This window comes from Blautia sp. Marseille-P2398 (genome assembly GCF_964240315.1).
Taxonomy (GTDB): Bacteria; Bacillota; Clostridia; order Lachnospirales; family Lachnospiraceae; genus Blautia_A; species Blautia_A wexlerae.
In genome coordinates, this window is record NZ_CAXSTD010000002.1 from 298,090 (window position 1) to 320,044 (window position 21,955).

Sequence of the window (21,955 nt, forward strand, 5' to 3'; positions counted from 1 at the left end):
TGCTTTTCCAGAATTATTTCCGAGAATCATTATATAATTTTGAGCAGTAAAAGTCAACGCATTTCATGGCTATACCACCTTGTTATACTACCTTATGCTTCAGCCATTTCCTACTGTGGAAGCGAAGAGAAAATACGATTCCCCGCACTGTCCAGTCAGTAAACATTCCAAGCCATACAGCCATTGGGCCGAAGCCTCTGAAACGGATCAGATATACACAAAGGCAAAAACGGAATGTCCACATAGTGATACAGGATGTGATCATGGAAAATTTTACATCTCCGGCTGCTCTGAGGCCATAAGCAGGAATAAACGCCAGGGTCCATACAATAGGTTTGACAACCGTTATCCAGGATATCATATGGAAACACATTCTTGCACTTTCCGATTCCATACCACCCAGCTTTGTGACCGGAATGGTTAAGGCAAACACCAAAAGACAGCTTGCAACAACAATGATTTCTGCAAGAACACTTAATTTCTTAATATAGTAAACTGCCTCATCCTTTCTGCCCGCTCCCAGACACTGTCCTACTACAGTCATCAGACCGATTCCTACACCGATAGCTGCAATACCGTTAAGGTTCTCAAGGATATTCGTCATTGCCTGAGCTGCAATGGCTACCGTCCCCAGTGTAGATACGGAAGACTGTATTGCCAGCTTTCCAAGCTGAAACATGCTGTTTTCTATGCCGGACGGGATTCCCAGAGCCAGAACTCTTCTGATCATTTTTCCATCCGGACGGATCTGTCTGTAATTTCTGACTACAATAGGCTGTCTGTCCATACGAAGCTGCCAGAGTACCACTACAGCACAGAAGACTCTGGATGCAAGAGTTGCGATGGCAGCTCCTGCCACTCCCATATTGAATCCCCAGATCAGCGCCGCATTTCCGCCGATATTAATCACATTTGAAATAACCGATACTGTCATTGGCCCTCTGGTATTTCCCTGGGACCGGAATATGGATGCTCCCGCATCATAGAGTGCTATAAATGGAAAGGATAATGCCGTATAGAAGAAATACACCTGAGAGGCAGTCATAACATCTGCTTCTACTTTTCCGAATATCAGTTTTAACAGCGGCACACGAAACAGCAGGCACAGAGCAGTCACTGCTACAGATATGGCAGTAATGATAAATAATACCTGTCTTGCTGATTTATTTGCCATTTCATGATTTTTCTGACCTATGTACTGTGAACAGAGGATTGCACCGCCTGCTGCCAGCGCTGAGAACGCCTGGATCACCAATACATTGATGGAATCCACCAGAGATACTGCGGATATTGCAGCAGAGCCTACATTGCTGACCATCATGGTATCCACAGTTCCCATCAGGGAATTCAGTACCTGTTCAAAAATAACCGGTATCAACAGGGTTCGGAGCATTTTGTTTGTAAAAATATGTTGCTGTTCTTTCATTTTTTTCCACCTGAATCTATTTTCTTTTTTTGATTATACGCTTAATTTTCTGTGATGCAATAGAATAAAATGTATTTTTTAACGTTTTCAGGGTTACTGTTCACCCGCCACTATTCCGCGAGGTGTTTTGGCATGAATATGCCAAAATCCCGAGACATACAAGCCAAAATTCCATTGCCGCAGGCAATCTGGAATGAGTTTTGGCTACATTACTGTGAACAAAGTGAACAGTAATTTTTCAGGAAATCTGATAATTGTTCTTGTTATGTTCTTCAAAATCTGATACAGTAAATCTGTTAAAAATAAGGCAGGGCATATCAGCCCGCAATTCTTAAATCTTATACAAATCAAGAAAGCAGACAGATCATATGCAAAGAATCCTTAAATATATTATCTCCGAAAATACAACTCCGGTCACGATTCTGGACTTTCTAAAAAAAGAGGGGTTTTCCCGCCACATATTAAGCTCAATGAAGAACACTCCCAACACCATCATTCTCAATGGTGAACGTGGTTTCGGACGATCAGTGCTTAAACCGCAGGATCATCTGATCGTCACTGTTCCTGAAACCGAATCAGGAGAAAACATTATCCGTACAAAGATGGATTTGAATATCATTTATGAAGATGAGGATATCCTTGTGATAAACAAGCCTGCAGATATGCCTGTGCACCCTTCTGCGGGAAATTATGAAAATACTCTGGCAAATGGAATCGCCTGGTATTTTGCAGAAAAAGGAGAAGATTTTGTTTACCGCTGTATCAACCGGCTGGACCGGGATACCACCGGTGCTCTGATCCTTGCCAAAAATCCCCTCAGCGCAGCGATTCTGTCAGTTCAGATGAAAAAACGTCAGATTCTCAGGACTTATCTCGCACTTGTAGACGGGCTTCTTCCTGACTCCGGAACGATCAACGCTCCTATCGCACGAATGGAAGGCTCCGTGATCACCAGGGAAGTAAATTTCGGAACCGGGGAGTCTGCAATAACTCATTATGAACGGCTGGCGGCAGGAAAAGAATATTCTCTGGCCGAACTTCATCTGGAAACAGGACGCACACACCAAATCCGTGTGCATATGAAATATATCGGGCATCCTCTGCCCGGAGATTATTTATACAATCCTGATTACCGTCGGATAAACCGCCAGCCCCTCCATTCTTATCAGCTGGAGTTTACTCATCCGACAACCGGAAAGGTCATGCTTTTTACTGCTCCGCTTCCCATTGATTTCATTTCTGCCTTTTATAGCAATCCTCTAAAATAATGTATTTATAGCAATTCCATAAATTACTGCAAACAAAACAGTTCATCAGCTTTTTGTCTGATGAACTGTTTTGATATGAATGCATATACATTCTTACTTATTTTTCTCATAAATGATCAGAAGACCTCTCAGAAGAAGTTCCTCATCCAGAATGATTTCTCTTTTACAATGGGGAACGATTTTCTTTGCCAGACCACCGGTTGCCACTACAGTTGCCTTCTCCCCCAATTCCTCTTCGATCCTGTCAATAATTCCATCCAGAGCTGCTGCATTGCTGTAAAGAACCCCACTCTTCATACATTCGATCGTGTTTTTCCCAATCACATGTCTTGGCGCATCAATACTGATTCCGCTGAGCTGGGAAGCCCTCGCAGTAAGTGCATCCAGGGAAACCCCTACACCCGGAAGAATCATTCCTCCTACATACTGCTTCTTACTGTTGACAACAGACGCTGTGGTTGCAGTTCCCATATCAATAAGGATTAACGGCACCGGATAACCGGCAATTCCTGCCACTGCATCAGCAACCTGATCTGCACCAAGCTGTCCCGGATTATCCATCATAATATTCAGTCCTGTCTTTACACCAGGTCCGAGAACAATTGCATTTTTCTTAAGAATTTTCTCTGCGGCAAGTTTCACAATATTTGTGATCTGCGGCACTACAGAAGAAATAATACAGCCCTCAATCTCTGTTTTTTTTATATGATAGATATCAAGAACATTCTTTAAATCCACCGCATATTCCAGTTCCGTCTTTGTACGGTTAGTAGAAAGGCGTTCTATAAAATATGTTTTCCGGTCATCAATACATCCAACTACAATGTTGGTGTTTCCAACGTCAATTGCTAAAATCATAATTATTTATCTCCAATTTCTTAATCGTCCTGTTCCCTTAACAGACAGAATCCTGCATCAGCGAAAGAATTTTATCCAGGATCCTAAAAGCTGCGTCTTCTTTACTCATAAGCGGAAGAGAGATTTCCTCATCCTGTGTGATCAATGTCAGTACATTGGTATCTCCCTGAAATCCGGCGCCCTCCACTTTCACATTGTTGGCAGCCACCATATCCAGATTTTTCTTTGCCAGCTTGGCTCTGGAATTGTCGATCACATTCTGTGTCTCCATGGAAAATCCGCAGAGAAACTGTCCATGCTGTTTGTGTTCCCCAAGAAACTTCAGGATATCATCTGTTCTTTCCAGTTCTATGGACATCTGTCCATCACTTTTCTTAACTTTTTCTTCACTGATCCTGGCAGGGCGGTAATCTGCCACAGCAGCAGCTTTAATAATGATGTCCTGTTCGTTGCTGACAGAAGTTACAGCTTCATACATGTCTCTTGCAGTCACAACAGGTATCAGATTTACAAACATGGGAGGTTCAATTGAAGTACGTCCGCTGACCAGCGTGACATCTGCACCGCGGAGCATGGCAGCTTTCGCAATAGCATAGCCCATTTTTCCTGAAGAATGATTGGTAAGATAACGAACAGGATCAACAGATTCCTGTGTAGGACCTGCAGTTACAAGGATTTTCTTTCCTTTCAGATCTTTCTCACAGGCAGCTTCGCGCTCAATATAGGCAAGTAATGTCTCAGGTTCCGGCATTTTTCCCGCTCCTGTGTCACCACATGCCAGATATCCGCACGCCGGAGCGATCACTTCATATCCGTAATGCTCCAGAATCTTTAAATTATCCTGTACTACAGGATTCTCAAACATATTGGTATTCATGGCCGGGGAAATGAATTTTTTACATTTGCATGCCATGATCGTGGTAGTAAGCATGTCATCTGCGATCCCATGTGCCAGTTTACCGATCACATTAGCACTTGCCGGTGCGATCATCACTACATCTGCTTTCTTTGCAATCGATACATGCTCTACCTGAAACTGAAAATTCCGGTCAAAGGTATCCACCAGACATTTATTTCCTGTGAGAGTTTCAAAAGTGATCGGATTGATAAAATTCGTGGCATTCTCTGTCATCAGCACATGAACATCTGCATGGCGTTTCTTCAGCGCGCTTGCCAGATATGCAATCTTATACGCCGCAATGCTGCCTGTCACTCCCAGTAATACTGTTTTTCCTTCCAGTGTCATTTTCCTTTACCTCTTTCTCCGAACCATATTATTTCTGGCTGTTTCTACGTCTTTATACTTACATGTCAAAATCTATCATAATTCATCTTTGATAACAGGATTCTGACTTTTACAATTCTATTTATTATAGACTAATTATTATCAAAAATGCAATAAGTGATTTGTTTTATTTGCGAAACAATCAGAACGTTACTGTTCACAGTAACGTAGCCAAAATTCATTCCAGATTGCCTGCGGCAATGGAATTTTGGCTTGTATGTCTCGGGATTTTGGCATATTCATGCCAAAACACCTCGCGGGATAGAGGTATGTGAACAGTAACGGTGAACCTCAGCAAGATTACACTTAACCGTTGTTTATAAAGATTTCCTGCATTATAATAATAATCAGTCAGATATCCATAATTTGCGCTGGACTCTACCTGACTTAACTGACAGACCGGATTACTATAATATACTGATATCAACATATAAATCCGGTGTATGACTTTGTGGAGGAATATAGGAATATATGAAGAATTATCAGATCACGCAATGGTGCGCAGCTTTTATCAGACAGCAGGTACAGGAAGGAGACTTCTGTATTGATGCTACAATGGGAAACGGAAATGATACGCTTCTGCTTTCGCAGCTATGCGGAGAATCAGGAAAGGTTCTTGCCTTTGATATTCAGGAGCAGGCACTGACTGCAACCCAAAAGAGACTGAACGCCGGACATGTTCCGGAAAATTACAGACTGCTTCTGGAATCTCACGCAAATATGGCAGAATATGCCACACCAGACAGTGTAAGCTGCATTGTATTTAATTTTGGTTATCTTCCCGGTGGAGATCATTCACTTGCAACCAGAGGTGAAACCAGCATTCAGGCATTGACCCAGGCTTTAACCCTTCTGAAAAAAGGCGGAATGATTTCTCTTTGCATCTACAGTGGCGGCGATTCCGGATTTGAAGAGCGGGATCAGATCCTTGACTGGCTGAAAAACCTTGATCCCCATCAATATCTGGTAATCAAAAGCGAATATTATAATCGCCCCAACAACCCACCGATACCAGTGCTGATAATTAAAAATTAACTGTATCTGTTCCAAAAAGCAGCAGAAAAGATTTTTCATATCTCTCCTGCTGCTTCTTGTTATGCCTTTTCTTCAATTTTAGTTTGCTCTCCGGGCACTTATACTTCGATTTCTGTTTTACTTAATCTGTAATGGTAATCTTCTCAATAACCGGCTGCTGATCTGACGGGATTGTTCCATTGTCGTCTGTCGGTTTTGCATCCTCGCAGATTTTATCAACAATATCTATACCTTCTGTTACATGGCCAAATCCTGCATAATCGCCGTCCAGGAATGTACTGTCTGCCTGAACAATAAAGAACTGCGAGCTTGCGCTGTCCGGATCACTGGCTCTTGCCATGGAAATAGTCCCTCTTGTGTGGGAAATATCATTGTCCACTCCATTGTTACTGAACTCACCCTTAATATTCTCTTCAGATCCACCTGTTCCGTCTCCGTTGGGATCACCACCCTGAATCATGAATCCTTCCATGATACGATGGAATGTCAGTCCGTCATAGAAACCTTCCTGTGCGAGTTTCACGAAATTTGTCACTGTGATCGGCGCTGTATCTGCATCCAGTTCCACATCAATCGTACCGTAATCCTTTACTTCGATCTCTGCGTGATGAGTTCCTGTCAGTTCTTTGGAAGTATCCAGAAGCACACTGGTTGTACTGTCTGAAGAATCTGTACTTTCAGAATCTGCATCAGCAGAATCACTCTTTTCATCAGAACCATCAGAAAATCCGGCTTTTTCTGCCTCTTCTTCACTTGCTACATTATCACTGTCAGAAGAAGCAGCTTTTGTCTCTGTCTCTTCCTGAGAAGAAGTCTCTTCTTTCGCTGTTTCCTCTGTTTTTGTACTCTCTTCTGTTTTATCACTGCTGCCACATCCTGCCAGTAAACCTGCTGACATAGCTGTAACACAAAGTGCTGCCAGTAATTTTCTTTTCATTTTCCTTTACCTCCGAAATCATTTACAACAATCTGATTATAACCTATCTCAGAAAAAAAACAACTCTTTTCACAAAATGTTCAGATTGTGGATGTTTCCTGTGTTTACTTCTTTCTGATTGCCTGTTAAAATGTATATGGCTGTTCAGTTCTGTACCTTCCCTTTTTGCAGTGAAACCGGAACAACAGACTGATGAACAGTCAGAATATATCTGCAAAAGAAAGCGAGGAATCCAAAATGGAAAAAATAACAAGTTTTACCATTGACCATATCAAATTACAGCCCGGAATTTATGTTTCACGTAAGGATCCGGTTGGCGGCAGTATGATCACTACCTTCGATATCCGTATGACTTCTCCTAACGAAGAACCTGTGATGAATACCGCTGAGCTTCACACGATCGAGCATCTGGCAGCAACATTCCTGAGAAACCATAAAGAGTTCGGCTCTAAAATGATCTACTGGGGACCGATGGGATGCCGTACAGGCAATTATCTTCTTTTAAATGGAGATTATGAGTCCAAGGATATCGTTCCGCTTATGATCGAGACTTTTGAATTTATACGTGATTTTGAAGGTGAAGTTCCGGGAGCATCTGCAAAAGACTGCGGAAATTATCTGGATATGAATCTGCCTATGGCAAAATATCTGGCAGGAAAATTTCTGGATGAAGTTCTTTATGATATCAAGCCGGACAGACTTATTTATCCACAGTAACATTCTACAGTATTATAGCAATCCTCATAAACAACACACCGAAAAAGATTTCTATCGTATTTTTCAGACAAAAAAAGCAGAAGCTGACAGGTCATTATCCCCTGCAGCTTCTGCTTTTACTTATACATTTCTGTCAACATTTTTCCAAAAAAGCCTTTATTGTACCTCTCATAGAAATATATTCAAAGAGAACTGATACAAATTTTTATATCATCAGATTATTCTGCACTTTCATCATAAGACGTATCTGCTGATGTATCTGCTGCAGTCTCACCTGCGTCTGCTGCCGGAGCTGTTGTTGTCACAAAATCTCCGCTTGCATAACAGGTCTGTCCATTATAATCCACACGAATCCATCCATTCTCGCATACACCTGTACTGTTCAGCTGAGTTCCGGCTGCCACACTTGAAATCAGATCTGCATCTGCACTTGCATCAGAACGAAGATTTAATTCTGATGACGCATAATAGGTATCGGATTTCACTTCTACTTTTACACCACTGGCTGTCTGCTCTGCTGCCGGCGTTGGTGTTGCTTCCGGTGTTGGTGTTGCCTCTGAAGCCTCAGGAGTAGGTGTGACTTCCGGTGTTGGTGTTACTTTAACGATCATAACGCTGGAATCAATAGTAGGATCAAATCCGCATCCCTGAGCAGCAAATGCAAGTCCCAGTACAAGAACCAGCCAAAGTGATTTCTTCATAAGTAGTTTCCTCCTTTATCAAACACGCTCTGTCCCCTCGTGTTTTCTGTGTTCGCTTTATGTATTAATATACACGATTCTTACAGATAATTCAAGTATGCGTTTTGTCCTGCTTTGTCTGCTTTCTTCCATTTGTGCGGAATTGCTGCAGGGTTACTGTTCACTCCGTTCTCAGTAACGTAGCCAAAATTCATTCCAGATTGCCTGTGGCAATGGAATTTTGGCTTGTATGTCTCGGGATTTTGGCATAGTCATGCCAAAACATCTCGCGGGATAATGATATGTGAACAGTAACGCTGTAGGTTCTGTGTTTATCTACAACAATTCATAAAGGACTTCCACCTCGCCACCACAGATCATTCCCAGATTCGCACCGCCCTGGTTAGACAGATTATATTTTCTGATTTCACCATGCTGCGCTTCTGGTGCATATTTCAAAGCCTGAAATTCTACATTTCCGCCTCCGATGCTTCCATATGAATTCCCGTCTTTATCAATAAACATTTTACTTCCTGTCCCTCTTGGAGAAGAACCACTCTTGGATATGATCGTGATCATAATTCCATTTTCTTTTTTCCTGACAGCATCCTCCACAGCTCCATCAATATAAGAAACATCATACCTGTTCTTTTCCTGAACGATCTCCGCAGCAATACTTACAGCAATCTCTGCCGGCATATGTCCTCCGATCGGCAATCCAATCGGTGCATGGATACTGTTGAGCTGTTCTTCGCTGAAACCTTCTCCGAGTAATTTTTCTCTGGTCAGTTTTACCTTATTTTTACTGCCGATCATTCCCAGATAAGTATAAGGGCGTCTCAGGATCTGTCTGGCACAGGCACTGTCTCCGAGATGACCTCTTGTCACGATCACATAATAAGCATTTTCATAGGCCGGTATTTTGTCTGAAAGTTTATCATAGCTGCCTTTGATCAGCCGATCGGCATCCGGAAATCTCTCTGAAGTCACAAAATCTTCTCTGTCATCCATAACAGTCACATGAAATCCCAGCATTTTTCCGATTTTTGCAACAGGCTGCGAAACATGTCCGCCTCCAAAAATGATAAGCTGCGGATTTTTCACATAAATTTCCACAAAGAACTCTACATCTCCCATATGAACAACTTTTGTCTCCTGGCACTCCGCCAGATCAGCTTCATATTTTTTCCAGAAATCTGCTGTATTTTCATCGGATGATAAACAATGGTTTTCTTTTATCAGACATTTTTCGCCCTTATGATTCCCGTTTAAAACCATTGCTGTTTTTACTTTTCCTGTTTCTTCCAAAATTTGATAAATTTTTCTGTACATAACTCTCTCCTGTTTCGATATAAAATACCTTTTGACCATGACATCATTATATATTATAATTGACAGAAAAAGGGGGATTATTATGAAAAAAAACTATTTTCTACACAGTCTGCCCTTCAGACTGCTTGTCGGCGTGGCTTTTGGAATCTGTATCGGACTTCTTCTTAATATAATAGATGAATCTGCCATTACGACTGCAGTACTGAATGTGGTTGTAACATCGAAGTATATTCTTGGTCAGCTGATCAGCTTTTCTGTTCCGCTGATCATCATTGGATTTATCGCACCATCTATTACCAGACTCGGAAACAATGCTTCCAGAATGTTAGGTGTTGCAGTCAGTATTGCTTATGCTTCCTCGCTGGGAGCTGCTTTATTCTCTGCATTATCCGGATACCTGCTGATCCCACATTTGTCCTTCAGCTCCACTGCCAGTCATCTCAAAGCTTTGCCGGATGTAGTTTTTGAACTTTCCATTCCACAGATAATGCCTGTTATGAGTGCACTTGTACTGGCCATTATGCTGGGACTTGCATCTGCATGGACAAAAGCCAGTCTGATTTCTTCTTTTCTTGAAGAATTCCAGAAGATCATACTAGCTATTGTATCAAGAGTCATTATTCCGATTCTCCCATATTTCATCGGACTGACTTTCTGTTCACTGGCATACGAAGGAACAATCACCAGACAGCTTCCTGTATTCCTTCAGGTAATCGTCATTGTTCTGATCGGACATTTTATCTGGATAGCTCTTCTGTATATACTTGCAGGAATTTATTCCAGAGAAAATCCTCTGAAAGTTGTGAAACATTATGGTCCCGCCTACCTCACAGCCATAGGTACCATGTCATCTGCTGCCACACTGCCGGTCGCCCTCCAATGCGCACACAGGGCAAAACCTCTCCGAAAGGATCTGGTGGATTTTGGTATTCCGCTGTTTGCCAATATTCATCTCTGTGGTTCTGTCCTCACAGAAGTATTCTTCTGTATGGCAATCTCCAAAATTCTTTATGGTGCAGTTCCTGCGCCGGGGGCCATGGTTCTTTTCTGTGTCCTGCTTGGAATTTTTGCCATTGGTGCTCCGGGTGTACCGGGAGGCACTGTTATGGCATCTCTCGGTATTATCACCGGTATCCTGAAATTCGGCGATTCTGCTACAGCTCTGATGCTGACTATCTTTGCCCTTCAGGACAGTTTTGGGACAGCCTGTAACGTAACAGGCGATGGTGCCCTGACTCTGATTCTTACCGGATATGCCAGATACCACAATATCAGAGAACAGAAATTGCAATAAAAGTTCAAAATACCATCATATCTGTCTTTTTTCTCAGATATGATGGCCTTCATTTTCTTACGGACGAATCACTTTATCTGCACCTGTCATACGCTCTGCAATCGTATACATATCGGTAACTTTTCCAACCATCAGTTTCTCCATCAGTCCATAATGCTTCAGGCAGGTCCCGCAGGTCAGGATTTCCACGCCCTCTTCTTCCATCTTTTTCAGATCTTCCAGACTTTCAGAGTCTTCTGTTGTAAGTTTTGCACCTCCATTATAGAAAAGGATTGTATCCGGATGTGTTTCCATCTGAGAAAGGGCATAGATAAATCCTTTGATCAAAATCTTTCCCAGTTCATCATCACCATTTCCCATAACATTTGAGGAGATTACCGCTACCGTCACTTTTTTATGCGGTGCTTCGCAGACAAATTCCTCTTCTTCCAAGGTACCACCTGTCTGTTCAATCTTTACTGCCATCTTCACCTGATACTTTTTGTCTCCCAGTTTTTCAGATACAAACGTACAGCCTGTTTTATTTGCAAGTCTGCTCAGATTATTCACTGCGGTTTCATTATCGATCAGAATTTCAATCTCATCACCGACTGCCGCATTATCAATAACCTTCTTTGTCATCACTACCGGAATCGGGCACTGTTTTCCCATTGCATTTACTTCATGTTTCATTTTCTGTCACCTCTTGTTATTCTTTATATTCACTGCTTATTACCGCGTTTAATATATTTTCCTGTTTTCTCCAGAATTACTTTTCCATCCTGCACCACATGAGCTCCTCTTAAATATACGCTGTCAATATCTCCATGAAGCTTAAATCCCTCATATGGATTATTATCCGTATGATACAGATGTGTCTTTGCAGAGATAACGTTTTCCTTCTCAGGATCAAATACAACAATATCTGCATCACTTCCCTCACGTATCACGCCCTTATTGGGATACACTCCGTAAAGTTTAGCTGCATTCTCACTTAACAGACGGCACATCTGTTCCTGCGTGATCCTGCCTGTGCGTACACCGTATGTATAAAGCAGAGTTCCTCTCGTCTGTACTCCCGGCAGCCCTCCCGGAATCTTCGTGAAATCATCTTTACCAAGAGCTTTCTGCTCCATTGTAAAGCTGCACTGGTCAGTTGCAACCGTCTGGATCTGATCATTCGCCAGTGCTTTCCACAGGCAGTCCTGATCTGCTTTCTTACGGATTGGAGGTGCACACACGTATTTGGCACCTTCAAAATCCGGTTTTGAATATACACTGTCATCCAGAAGCAGATACTGCGGACAGGTTTCCGCATATACCTTTTGTCCGTTCATTCTGGCACGCATCACTTCTTCAAATGCTTTCCGGTTGGTAAGATGTACTACCATTACAGGAGCATCTGCTGCATCTGCGATCACAAGAAGGCGGTGAACTGCCTCTGCCTCCATAATATCCGGACGCACCAACGGGTGATTCTCAGGTCCCAGACGTCCCTCTTTTTTGGCTTCTGCGATCAAAGCATCGATTGCCCCTGCATTCTCACAATGTACCCCTGCAAAACATCCGTATTCATTTAATTTCTTAATAATCTTATAAAGGTCACCGTCATCTACGATCATTGCCGGATAAGTCATGTAAAGCTTAAAACTGGTAATCCCTTCATTGATCATATCCTGTATTTCTCTCTCAGTTTCCTCATTCCATTCCACAACAGACATATGGAAAGAATAATCACAGGAACATTTCCCATCTGCTTTCTTATGCCACTTCTCAAGGCCTTCCTTCAGCGTATGACCACCTTTATCCTGAGACGCATAATCGATCACCAGAGTTGTTCCTCCTGCAATGGCAGCTCTTGTTCCTGTTTCAAAATCATCTGCCGTCACTGTTCCTGCCACTTCCAGGTCAAAATGTGTATGTCCGTCTATAAATCCCGGAAAAAGCAGCTTACCGTTTACATCAACTACCTGTGCATCCTCTGCTTCCAGATTCCGGCCTACTTTTACAATCTTCTCTCCATCTATAAGAACATCTTCTATAACAGACATATCCCCCGATACTACTGTACCATTCTTCAGTAAAGTTTTCACTGTTTCTGACACCCCTTTCTTTATTATAAGTTAGGGACAAAAAGTATTTTACCCCTAGAGCGTGTCTGAAAAATCATTCCCGCAATCTGAACGCCCCACTTTGCGGGATATTTCACCCGAATTCAGTTGCCGTAGCCCACTACGGCGCCCTCATCCGGGCAAAATATCCCACAAATTGTGACGCACATCTTGCAGAAAGCCTTTTTCAGACACGCTCTAACTTATCGCAATTCTCATGTTTAAAATATACCACGATTCCTATATCACTTCAATGATTTATGATTATAATCACAAATTTTTTAAGGTATTCACATTTATTTTTTTTAGGCTCTTTTTATTTCCTTTTTTTTATGATAGAATATAGAAAATGTGCAGTTTCCATGTGTCTGCACTGAACGTTTTGACGGATAAATTTATCCGCTTTACTACATGCTCATAATCGAATGACTGTTACTGCTCAGACTATAGAAGCCCCTGCCTGATTCGGTTATGATCCGTTTAAAAGTTATATTAATAGGAGGAAATCAAATGGGACGACTTACTGTGTTAAAACAAATCGCTGCTGATCTTGCTTCCCAGTTCGGACCTGACTGTGAAGTAGTAATCCATGATCTGAAAACTTCGGAGCCGGAACATTCCATCGTCTACATCGTAAATGGTCATGTTACAAACAGAGATATCGGAGACGGACCATCCAATGCTGTTTTTGATGCGATCCGCAATCAGGAAAAAGGAGCAACCCCCGAAGACCATACCGGTTATCTGATGAAAACAGCAGACGGCAAGATCCTGAAGTGCAGCACTTCCTACATTCATGATGACGATGGTACCCTTCATTATGTTTTCGGAATCAATTATGACATTACCAAGCTTACTATGATCGAATCTGCCCTTCATTCTCTTGTCACTCCGGAAAATAAGGAAGAGAAGCCCAAAGAGATCACTCATAATGTCAATGATCTTCTTGATCATCTGATCGAAGAATCTGTAGCTCTGGTAGGCAAACCTGTTCCTTTAATGAATAAGGAGGATAAGGTTACTGCTATTCAGTTCTTAAATGATGCAGGTGCTTTCCTTATTACAAAATCCGGAGATAAGGTTGCAAATTATTTCGGAATCTCCAAATATACATTGTACAGTTATATTGATGTAAATAAGTAAAAACAGGAAAGAATGATATAAAAACAGACCTGCATGGTACTTTTCCATCAGGTCTGTTTTTCTTCTGTTTTCTTTTTTCATCTAGCGCCGGTATATCGTTAAATATGCTCTCTCTTTCATCTCCTTCCTCGTATGTTTTTTCGATATTCCTTTATAGACTGATTATAACACAGAACAACAGCATTTTTTCTCTTTCACGCGAACAGTAATTATATGGCGTGAATGGTATGGAAAAAGGTTGTCTTTAAATTTGAAATCTTTTATACTTGATATATATACAACATTTTGATGATAAATTTTATTAATCCTTATCAGACGGAGGTGCTGTTATGTCTGAACAGATTTTATCTGCTGTTCATGGTGTCACTACCATGCTCTTTGGAATTTACTGTTCTGCATTTTTTCTTGGGATCAAACCGATCAGAAAAAATATCCTGACTATGTTTCTGTTATTTTTAGGGCAGGGACTGTTATATGTAATTGATCTGGCATTATTTGGGGAAACTCTTGCAAATATGTCCTATCCTCTGATCGTACATTTTCCATTGGTTTTATTCCTCTCCGTTCATTATAAGTATCCTCTGATTTCTTCCGCTGTTTCTGTCTTTTCTGCCTATCTGTGTTGCCAGATAAGCAACTGGACCGGATTATTCGCTTTGGCAATAACAGGATTACAGTGGTGTTATTATTCCGTGCGGATCTTAACAACAACCTTAACTTTTGTCCTTCTTTATCGATATGTATTTCGATCTACAAAAACAATTTTTACAAAAAATGCACGTGAGCTTTCCATCATCGGTTTCCTGCCATTTGTATATTACGTTTTTGATTATGCTTCCACCAAGTTTTCAACTTTACTTTATTCCGGAAATAAAGCAGTTGTTGAGTTCATGGGATTTGCATTCTGCATTGCCTACCTGGTATTTCTCATCATCTACTTTCAGGAATATGAGAATAAACAGGAGATAACGCAATACAGCAATCTTCGTGAAATGCAGCTTCAATCCATGCAAAACGAAATTGAACAGGTAAAGATCAGCAGCCAGAGACTGGCGATCCTGCGGCATGATATGCGCCACCATCTGAGTATTATTCTGACCCAGCTGCAAAACGGACATCCGGATAAAGCACAGGAATACATCCATGAAATTAATTCTGCATATGACGATACGATCATCGCCGCCTATTCCGGAAATGAAATGCTGAACTCTGTGCTTTCCATTTATCATTCCCGTTTCACAGACAGAGGATTGTCTCTTATATGCAATGTTTCTACAGGAAAAGAACTTCCATGCTCCGATCTGTCCCTCTGTACAATCCTGTCCAATGCGCTGGAAAACTCCATGCATGCACTGGAGCAGCTGGAATCACCTTCAAAATGGGCCCGGCTTACTCTTTCACAGAAAAAGAATCACATTCTGTTCCAACTGGAAAATCCCGTAGAAAAAATTCCGGCATTTGTAGATGGAGTTCCGGTTTCTACCAGAAACGGGCATGGAATCGGTGTCAGGAGTATTATTTATTATGTGGAACAATTGCATGGACAGTGTCATTTTTCTATCGTGGACCATTGCTTTGTCCTGCGAATTATCATCTGACACAGGATTTCCACTGCCGGATACAATACATAACATTTATTCACTCACAGAAAGGTTTTGATAAAAATTATGAATATTGCAATTTGTGATGATGAAATACTCTTTACCCGGGAATTAAGTTCACTTCTGACGCACTGGGCGGAAAAAAATGATTTTTCACTTACCCTGTATCCATATTCCAACGGTGATGATCTGTTAACAGCTCTCCGGACAATTCCGGTAGATCTGATTTTTCTCGACATCATCATGCCATTATTAAACGGCATAGATACAGCAAGAGAAATACGCAGCATGGGACTGACTGTTCCTGTGATTTTTCTGACTTCTTCCAGAGAATTTGCCCTGGATTCCTATGATGTAAAAGCTTTTCATTATCTTTTAAAACCAGTAAATACTCTGAAACTTTTTTCTGTTATGGATGATTTTTTTAAAACTTATCATGTTCCGGCTGAAACTTTCGTCGCACATACTGCAGACGGATTCTGCTCAATTACGCTCAATGATGTAGATTATCTGGAAGCTCAGAATAAACAGGTTCTGGTCTGCCTTTCAAATGGAACTACTTTAAAAATCCGCGAATTATTTGTAAAGTGTGAAGGGGTCTTTACTCCGGAAAAAGGATTCTTTAAATGTCACCGAAGCTATATTGTAAACCTGTCCCACATAAAACAGTTCACAAGAACTATGGTCACTACCGGCATTTCCTCTGTCCCTATTTCCAGAAATAACTATTCTGCATTCAAAGATGCCTATTTTTCATATATGTTTGATTCTAACTCCGGTTAATCCGATAATTACAGCATTTGCGGGTTACTATCCCCTCCGTTCTCAGCAATACATTTCGCAGTTCACTGCTTTTCGTACACCCTCACATATTCTTATCGTTCCATTTCATGTGCCTGTTTGTAGATTTCACAGGCAGCATAATTCACACATCTGTCATGTGCACAATCCATAAATGTGAGGGTTCTTTTATCTCCTTCCATCGTATATTCGCAGCAGACAGTCTGCCCTCCATTACATGTTCTGCAAAATCCCGAAATAAACTCTTCTTCTATCTCCATTTTATCCTCCTCAATTTTCCTTATGTCTCATTATCGTTCCGAGAAACAAAAATACAGGCAACAATATATTCGTTACTGTTCACAAATATTTTTATTTATTCGTCCGTTTTTTGTTGCATTTTACAACAAACAGATTTATAATCAGTATAACATAGAAATGTGCGGAAACACTATAACAAACATAAAATAATCGTAACTGTTCAGTACCTTCACAGTTACGAGTCAAAATCCATTAAAAATCGCCTTCGGCGATGGGATTTTGACTTGTATGTCTCGGGATTTTGGCATGTTCATGCCAAAACACCTCGCGGGATAGTAGACTGCTGAATAGTTACAAATAATCAAAAAAGAGGGAAAATGTCATGAACAGAGAACTTTATGATGAGGCAATACGCTCCAATATCCTGTCACGCAAACTAATCGAACAGTTGATGGAAAGTATGAATTACAGTAGTATCTCTTTTATCAACTGGACTGTAGAGGTACTAAAGATTATTAGAACTCGTCTGGAACGCGGAGATAAAATCACAGACGAAGTATCCGGAATTACTTATGATATAAAATCTTTCCGAAATTTTGTAAGCACCAATTTTTCTTCCTATATTACAAGTCAGGTCTTTGATGCTCCTGATAAGGCAGAGAAAGTATATTTTTCTCTGGAAGCCACCGAAGACGGACATGCCTACAATATGGTTATGGCAAATTCATCAAAGGACAAAACATATAAGTGGATTTCCAGTCTCAGCGAACGCTTTTCATTAGTGGAGATGATCGCTACCGGAATTGTATATCTTAAAGATAACAGGACAGATACATATCAGCCATTTATTTCCGGAAATGGTAAGTACTGCAGATATGACGTAGAAAAAGGGCAGATTATCGAATTATAAAACGTTGAGATTGATTTGCATCTTATTATATTATGCATAATCTTAAGAATTGCATAATACAGAACAAACAACCATCATTGAGTCAGTACATACAAGAAAGAATCCTGCTTGCAGGATTCTCCGCCTGCGGCGGGTCGCTTCAGCGACATAATTCCTCTCCGTCGCAGTGCGATCCTGCCCGGAGGGCTTTTTTATGTTATAGGAACATTACGGAGTAATTTCCTATAACATAAAAAATCCCCTGCCATTCAGCAGGGGATTTTAATTTAATCATATTCAGATTAGTTGTTGATAAGTTTGTCTTCGCCATTCCAGCTGTAAAGTTTACGGATTTCTTCGCCAACTTTCTCAGACTGATGCTCAGAAGCTTTCTTTCTCATAGCTTTGAAGTGAACCTGTGCACCTGCATCAGACATATCAAGTAAGAAGTCTTTTGCAAATGTACCATCCTGGATATCAGAAAGAATTTTCTTCATAGCTTTCTTTGTATCTTCTGTGATGATCTTAGGTCCTGTGATGTAATCGCCATATTCAGCAGTGTTGGAGATAGAATATCTCATTCCTGCGAATCCTGACTGATAAATCAGGTCTACGATCAGCTTCATTTCATGAATACATTCAAAGTATGCATTTCTTGGATCATAACCAGCTTCAACAAGTGTTTCGAAACCAGCCTGCATAAGTGCGCAAACACCACCGCAAAGTACAGCCTGCTCACCAAAGAGGTCTGTCTCTGTCTCTACACGGAATGTAGTTTCAAGAAGACCAGCTCTTGCTCCGCCGATTCCAAGACCATATGCCAGTGCAAGATCCTGAGCTTTTCCTGTGTAATCCTGCTCTACAGCGATAAGACAAGGTGTTCCTTTTCCAGCCTGATACTCACTTCTTACTGTATGACCAGGTGCTTTAGGAGCGATCATTGTAACGTCAACATTCTTTGGTGGTTTGATGCATCCGAAATGGATATTGAAACCATGAGCAAACATTAACATGTTGCCTTCTTCAAGGTTTGGCTCGATGGATTCTTTGTAAAGTTTAGCCTGTAATTCATCATTGATAAGAATCATGATGATATCTGCCTGTTTAGCTGCTTCAGCTGCTGTATATACCTTAAAGCCCTGCTCTTCAGCTCTCTTCCAGGATTTGCTGCCTTCATAAAGACCGATAATGACATCACATCCGGAATCCTTTAAGTTCAGAGCATGTGCATGTCCCTGGCTTCCGTATCCAATAATTGCAATTTTTTTACCATCCAGTAAGCTTAAATTACAATCTTCCTGATAAAAAATCTTGTTAGCCATTTTATTTTCCTCCTGCTAATCGTAAAAAAATTTATCGTTAAGGGATGCTCCCCTAGCAAACTATAATATGTACTGTTTCTGAGATATTTTTCAATTTCCTGCGTTCCGAAAAGCCTTCCTGTCTTTCATCAGAAATAGGTTACATCCTGCGAACCTCTTGATAAACCGGTCATTCCTGTACGTGCAAGTTCGAGAATCTCGTAATCACCCATCAGCTCAAGAAATGCTTCCAATTTATTATGGTTGCCTGTCATCTCCAATATCATGGAATCCACACTTACGTCTGCAACTTTCGCATGGAAAACATCCGCTATGGAAATGAGTCCCTGTCTCTGCTCCGGTTTCGCAGCCACCTTGATCATCATTAATTCATGGCATACGCTGTTGTCCGGCTCCAGGATCTTAATATCTCTTACATCTACAAGCTTGGCAAGCTGATTCGTGATCTGCTCCAGAATCAGTTCATCCCCGCTGCACACAACGGTAATTCTGGAAAAACGCTCGTCCGCTGTTACACCTCCGGTAATGCTGTCGATGTTATAGCCTCTGCGGCTGAATAATCCAGATACTCTGGTTGTTACACCTGCAGTATTATCTACTAACAGGGATAATACTCTCTTCTGCATGTCCCACCTGCTTTCAACGTGTACATTTTCACCACGTTAATATAATAAATAGCTCGTATGGTTACCATTATATCAATAATCGTGATTTTGTCAATAAATTTTTCGCACAAAAACAAATGTCTTTCTGTGACAGCTTTTGTAAAAACATCGAATTAACTGCCTATATCAGATATTTATTTCTGAACTCTTCGATCATTTTCGGTTTCAGATAAAATACGGTCTGGAAAAACTTTTCCATAGAACCATAAGTCTTTTTCACTGTTTCAAAAACAGCAGCCAGATACTCCTCTTTTACATTATATATAATCGGAAGCTTCTCGGTCATTTTCTCATCTGCCTCCGGCCAGGTCTGTACAAGTCTCTGCATATATACCAGTTTGGGCTCCATATAACGGTTTGTGCGCAGATAGTCTTCATATATCACATCTTCCTCCACCCCCAGCAGACTGAGCAGAAAAGCAGTCCCGATCCCTGTACGGTCCTTTCCAGTTCCGCAATGCCACAAAACAGCACCTTTTTCCTGCCTGAAAAGAATATCGATAAACTTCGCATACTGTTTCAACACCAACTGATCCATGCATAAATTCCTGTACTGTCTGATCATATATTCTTCCATATCATCCGGGAGTCCTGCAAGCATTTTCACAAACTGTTCTCTGTTGCTGATAACCTGCACATCCTCATCCACAACCGGTACATGGTAGTATTCTACTTCTGCTATAATAGTATCCGGTTTACATTTTCTCTCTTCTGCCGAACGCAGGTCGATCACCGTCTTCAGATTGTATTCTTCTCTGAGTCTGTTCTTATCGCTCTCTGAAATATGATAAAGTTCCCCGCTTCTCAGAAGCCTCCTCGGCAGGATGTGTCTGTCATCAGCTGTAACGATCGCACCCAGATCTCTGGTATTCGGCAGACTATGAAGAGATATCCTGCCGCCCTTCGGGAAACCTGTTGCCATATCCGGGTTTAATATCTTAAGAATGCGGATACACTCATGAATCTCTTTTTCTGTCATATCGAACTTGTATCTCTTCTTACGTCTGGTAACAATTACAAGATAATTTACACTCAGCTGTCTGTCATCACCTTCATCTGCTCCCTCTTTTCGCATATATGCCCATACAATGTCTTTACATGGAAGATTGTTTATCATCATATGTCTGGTAAAAACCAGAAATCCATCTTCTATCCTTATCTTTCCATACTTCATGATCCACCACTCCACTGTCTGCAATTTTATTACTGTTCACTCTGCTCTTAGAGCGTGTCTGAAAAATCATTCCCACAATCTGCAAGGCATACTGAACAGCAACCATTTTTTTCAGAATAACACAGAAATCGGAATTTGACAATTCCTGTCAAACGTTTATAATCATGGTGTTATTGTGATATAGCAATCACCTTATGAACCGTACTTTTTGTACAGAAATTATTTTTTGAAAGGATTTATGAAAATGGAGAATCTTATTTTCTGTCTTAATGCTACAATCCCGATTTTTCTCACCCTGATGCTCGGGCTCTTTTTTCGGAAGATCGGACTCTTTGATGACACCTTTGTCAGCCGTCTGAATAAGTTCGTATTTAATGCAGCTCTGCCTGCGCTTTTGTTTCTGGATATTGCAAAGTCAGATTTCTACAGTGTATGGAATACGAAATTTGTATTGTTCTGCTTCTTTGTCACACTGATCAGTATCGGAATTTCCACAGGACTTTCCTATCTGCTGAAACCGCGAAATATCCAGGGCGAATTTATCCAGGCTTCTTACCGGAGCAGCGCTGCGATCCTTGGAATTGCAATTATCCAGAATCTTTACGGAAACGCAGGAATGGCACCACTTATGATCATCGGAAGTGTGCCGCTTTATAATGTGATGGCAGTTATAACACTGTCACTGTTCGCTCCCGGCGGCGGTAAACTTGATACCGCAAAACTTATCCGAACCCTGAAAGGAATCGCCACGAACCCTATTATCCTTGGTATCCTGACAGGTATGGTATGGTCGCTGCTTCATCTGCCAATGCCAACAATTCTGAATACTGCCGTAGATAATCTCGGAAAAACAGCGACTCCTCTTGGGCTGATGGCCATGGGTGGCGCACTGAAATTCGGCAAGGCATTCGCAAGGCCGAAACCACTGATCGCATGTAGCTTTCTGAAGCTTGTGGGATATGAAGCTGTATTTCTTCCACTGGCTGTGCTTCTGGGATTTTCCCATGATATGCTGGTTGCGATCATTATCATGCTTGGTTCTGCCACTACTGTAAGCTGTTATATCATGGCCAAAAACATGGATTATGACGGCGATTTTACTTCCGGTGTGGTTATGACTACCACTCTGTTAAGCTCCTTTACCATGACAATCTGGCTTTATATATGCAAAAGCCTGGGACTGATCTGAGCCCAGGCT

The 21,955-nt window shown here is 41.3% G+C and carries 21 protein-coding genes and 2 pseudogenes; 10 read left to right on the forward strand and 13 right to left on the reverse strand.

What is annotated here, in order from left to right; genetic code table 11:
- Positions 1-82: 82 nt before the first annotated feature.
- Positions 83-1,426, reverse strand: a complete 1,344-nt coding sequence (locus tag ACESZG_RS04045) for an MATE family efflux transporter (protein ID WP_373217620.1) — start codon at positions 1,424-1,426, stop codon at positions 83-85.
- Between the two features lie 368 nt (positions 1,427-1,794).
- On the opposite strand from ACESZG_RS04045, the gene ACESZG_RS04050 reads away from it, so the two are divergent.
- On the forward strand, positions 1,795-2,694 hold the full coding sequence (locus ACESZG_RS04050) for an RluA family pseudouridine synthase (protein ID WP_008704813.1): 900 nt from the start codon (positions 1,795-1,797) through the stop codon (positions 2,692-2,694).
- A 93-nt stretch (positions 2,695-2,787) separates the two neighbouring features.
- Here ACESZG_RS04050 and ACESZG_RS04055 read toward each other — a convergent pair whose 3' ends face one another.
- Positions 2,788-3,552 (reverse strand): type III pantothenate kinase, encoded by a 765-nt coding sequence (locus tag ACESZG_RS04055; RefSeq protein WP_008704815.1) that lies wholly within the window; start codon positions 3,550-3,552, stop codon positions 2,788-2,790.
- Positions 3,553-3,589: 37 nt separating this feature from the next.
- Positions 3,590-4,798, reverse strand: a complete 1,209-nt coding sequence (gene coaBC, locus ACESZG_RS04060; RefSeq protein WP_008704816.1) for a bifunctional phosphopantothenoylcysteine decarboxylase/phosphopantothenate--cysteine ligase CoaBC — start codon at positions 4,796-4,798, stop codon at positions 3,590-3,592.
- A gap of 510 nt (positions 4,799-5,308) precedes the next feature.
- Between coaBC and ACESZG_RS04065 the strand changes: the two genes are divergently transcribed.
- Positions 5,309-5,872, forward strand: coding sequence for a class I SAM-dependent methyltransferase (locus tag ACESZG_RS04065; protein ID WP_022381455.1), 564 nt, complete (start codon positions 5,309-5,311; stop codon positions 5,870-5,872).
- Between the two features lie 121 nt (positions 5,873-5,993).
- Here the strand turns inward: ACESZG_RS04065 and ACESZG_RS04070 are convergent, their stop codons facing one another.
- Positions 5,994-6,809: a peptidylprolyl isomerase gene (locus ACESZG_RS04070; RefSeq protein ID WP_173745029.1), complete on the reverse strand. Its 816-nt coding sequence runs from the start codon at positions 6,807-6,809 to the stop codon at positions 5,994-5,996.
- A gap of 237 nt (positions 6,810-7,046) precedes the next feature.
- On the opposite strand from ACESZG_RS04070, the gene ACESZG_RS04075 reads away from it, so the two are divergent.
- On the forward strand, positions 7,047-7,526 hold the full coding sequence (locus tag ACESZG_RS04075; RefSeq protein WP_008704822.1) for an S-ribosylhomocysteine lyase: 480 nt from the start codon (positions 7,047-7,049) through the stop codon (positions 7,524-7,526).
- A gap of 218 nt (positions 7,527-7,744) precedes the next feature.
- On the opposite strand, the gene ACESZG_RS04080 is transcribed toward ACESZG_RS04075, so the two are convergent.
- Together ACESZG_RS04080 and ACESZG_RS04085 are read right to left on the reverse strand one after the other, a co-directional pair.
- The gene (locus ACESZG_RS04080; RefSeq protein ID WP_022381452.1) at positions 7,745-8,227 is read right to left on the reverse strand and encodes an SH3 domain-containing protein; all 483 of its coding nucleotides are present in this window, start codon (positions 8,225-8,227) and stop codon (positions 7,745-7,747) included.
- Positions 8,228-8,542: 315 nt separating this feature from the next.
- Positions 8,543-9,538 (reverse strand): XdhC/CoxI family protein, encoded by a 996-nt coding sequence (locus tag ACESZG_RS04085; protein ID WP_173745085.1) that lies wholly within the window; start codon positions 9,536-9,538, stop codon positions 8,543-8,545.
- An 82-nt stretch (positions 9,539-9,620) separates the two neighbouring features.
- Here ACESZG_RS04085 and ACESZG_RS04090 point away from each other — a divergent pair, with 82 nt between their 5' ends.
- Complete coding sequence (locus ACESZG_RS04090) at positions 9,621-10,832, forward strand: dicarboxylate/amino acid:cation symporter (protein ID WP_062807563.1); 1,212 nt, start codon at positions 9,621-9,623, stop codon at positions 10,830-10,832.
- A 57-nt stretch (positions 10,833-10,889) separates the two neighbouring features.
- On the opposite strand, the gene yedF is transcribed toward ACESZG_RS04090, so the two are convergent.
- The 3 genes and pseudogenes from yedF to ACESZG_RS04105 form a co-directional block, all read right to left on the reverse strand.
- Positions 10,890-11,504 carry a sulfurtransferase-like selenium metabolism protein YedF gene (yedF, locus tag ACESZG_RS04095; protein ID WP_373217625.1) on the reverse strand — a complete coding sequence of 205 codons (615 nt, stop codon included), beginning with the start codon at positions 11,502-11,504 and terminating at the stop codon, positions 10,890-10,892.
- A gap of 29 nt (positions 11,505-11,533) precedes the next feature.
- Entirely contained in the window at positions 11,534-12,904 is a 1,371-nt protein-coding gene (hydA, locus tag ACESZG_RS04100; RefSeq protein WP_173745086.1) for a dihydropyrimidinase, read from the reverse strand.
- Positions 12,905-12,927: 23 nt separating this feature from the next.
- Positions 12,928-13,092: pseudogene (locus tag ACESZG_RS04105) on the reverse strand (DUF6783 domain-containing protein).
- Between ACESZG_RS04105 and ACESZG_RS04110 the strand changes: the two are divergent.
- The 4 genes and pseudogenes from ACESZG_RS04110 to ACESZG_RS04125 all read left to right on the forward strand — a co-directional run.
- Positions 13,030-13,179 (forward strand): annotated as a pseudogene (locus tag ACESZG_RS04110) (DUF6783 domain-containing protein); the annotation flags it as partial. The pseudogenes ACESZG_RS04105 and ACESZG_RS04110 overlap by 63 nt on opposite strands.
- A 253-nt stretch (positions 13,180-13,432) precedes the next feature.
- A complete protein-coding gene (locus tag ACESZG_RS04115; RefSeq protein WP_020993722.1) occupies positions 13,433-14,065 on the forward strand; it encodes a transcriptional regulator in 633 nt (210 codons plus the stop codon).
- Between the two features lie 329 nt (positions 14,066-14,394).
- Positions 14,395-15,663: a sensor histidine kinase gene (locus ACESZG_RS04120; protein ID WP_008704836.1), complete on the forward strand. Its 1,269-nt coding sequence runs from the start codon at positions 14,395-14,397 to the stop codon at positions 15,661-15,663.
- A 69-nt stretch (positions 15,664-15,732) separates the two neighbouring features.
- A complete protein-coding gene (locus ACESZG_RS04125; RefSeq protein WP_020993721.1) occupies positions 15,733-16,449 on the forward strand; it encodes a LytTR family DNA-binding domain-containing protein in 717 nt (238 codons plus the stop codon).
- 92 nt (positions 16,450-16,541) lie between these two features.
- Here the strand turns inward: ACESZG_RS04125 and ACESZG_RS04130 are convergent, their stop codons facing one another.
- Positions 16,542-16,727, reverse strand: coding sequence for a hypothetical protein (locus ACESZG_RS04130; RefSeq protein ID WP_008704840.1), 186 nt, complete (start codon positions 16,725-16,727; stop codon positions 16,542-16,544).
- A gap of 362 nt (positions 16,728-17,089) precedes the next feature.
- On the opposite strand from ACESZG_RS04130, the gene ACESZG_RS04135 reads away from it, so the two are divergent.
- A complete protein-coding gene (locus tag ACESZG_RS04135; RefSeq protein WP_373217628.1) occupies positions 17,090-17,617 on the forward strand; it encodes a hypothetical protein in 528 nt (175 codons plus the stop codon).
- A 281-nt stretch (positions 17,618-17,898) separates the two neighbouring features.
- Here the strand turns inward: ACESZG_RS04135 and ilvC are convergent, their stop codons facing one another.
- The 3 genes from ilvC to ACESZG_RS04150 form a co-directional block, all read right to left on the reverse strand.
- On the reverse strand, positions 17,899-18,918 hold the full coding sequence (ilvC, locus tag ACESZG_RS04140) for a ketol-acid reductoisomerase (RefSeq protein ID WP_008704844.1): 1,020 nt from the start codon (positions 18,916-18,918) through the stop codon (positions 17,899-17,901).
- Between the two features lie 128 nt (positions 18,919-19,046).
- The gene (ilvN, locus tag ACESZG_RS04145) at positions 19,047-19,544 is read right to left on the reverse strand and encodes an acetolactate synthase small subunit (RefSeq protein WP_008704845.1); all 498 of its coding nucleotides are present in this window, start codon (positions 19,542-19,544) and stop codon (positions 19,047-19,049) included.
- 160 nt (positions 19,545-19,704) lie between these two features.
- Positions 19,705-20,757, reverse strand: a complete 1,053-nt coding sequence (locus tag ACESZG_RS04150; RefSeq protein ID WP_020993720.1) for a tyrosine-protein phosphatase — start codon at positions 20,755-20,757, stop codon at positions 19,705-19,707.
- A gap of 244 nt (positions 20,758-21,001) precedes the next feature.
- On the opposite strand from ACESZG_RS04150, the gene ACESZG_RS04155 reads away from it, so the two are divergent.
- Positions 21,002-21,946: an AEC family transporter gene (locus tag ACESZG_RS04155; protein WP_020993719.1), complete on the forward strand. Its 945-nt coding sequence runs from the start codon at positions 21,002-21,004 to the stop codon at positions 21,944-21,946.
- Positions 21,947-21,955 lie beyond the last annotated feature (9 nt).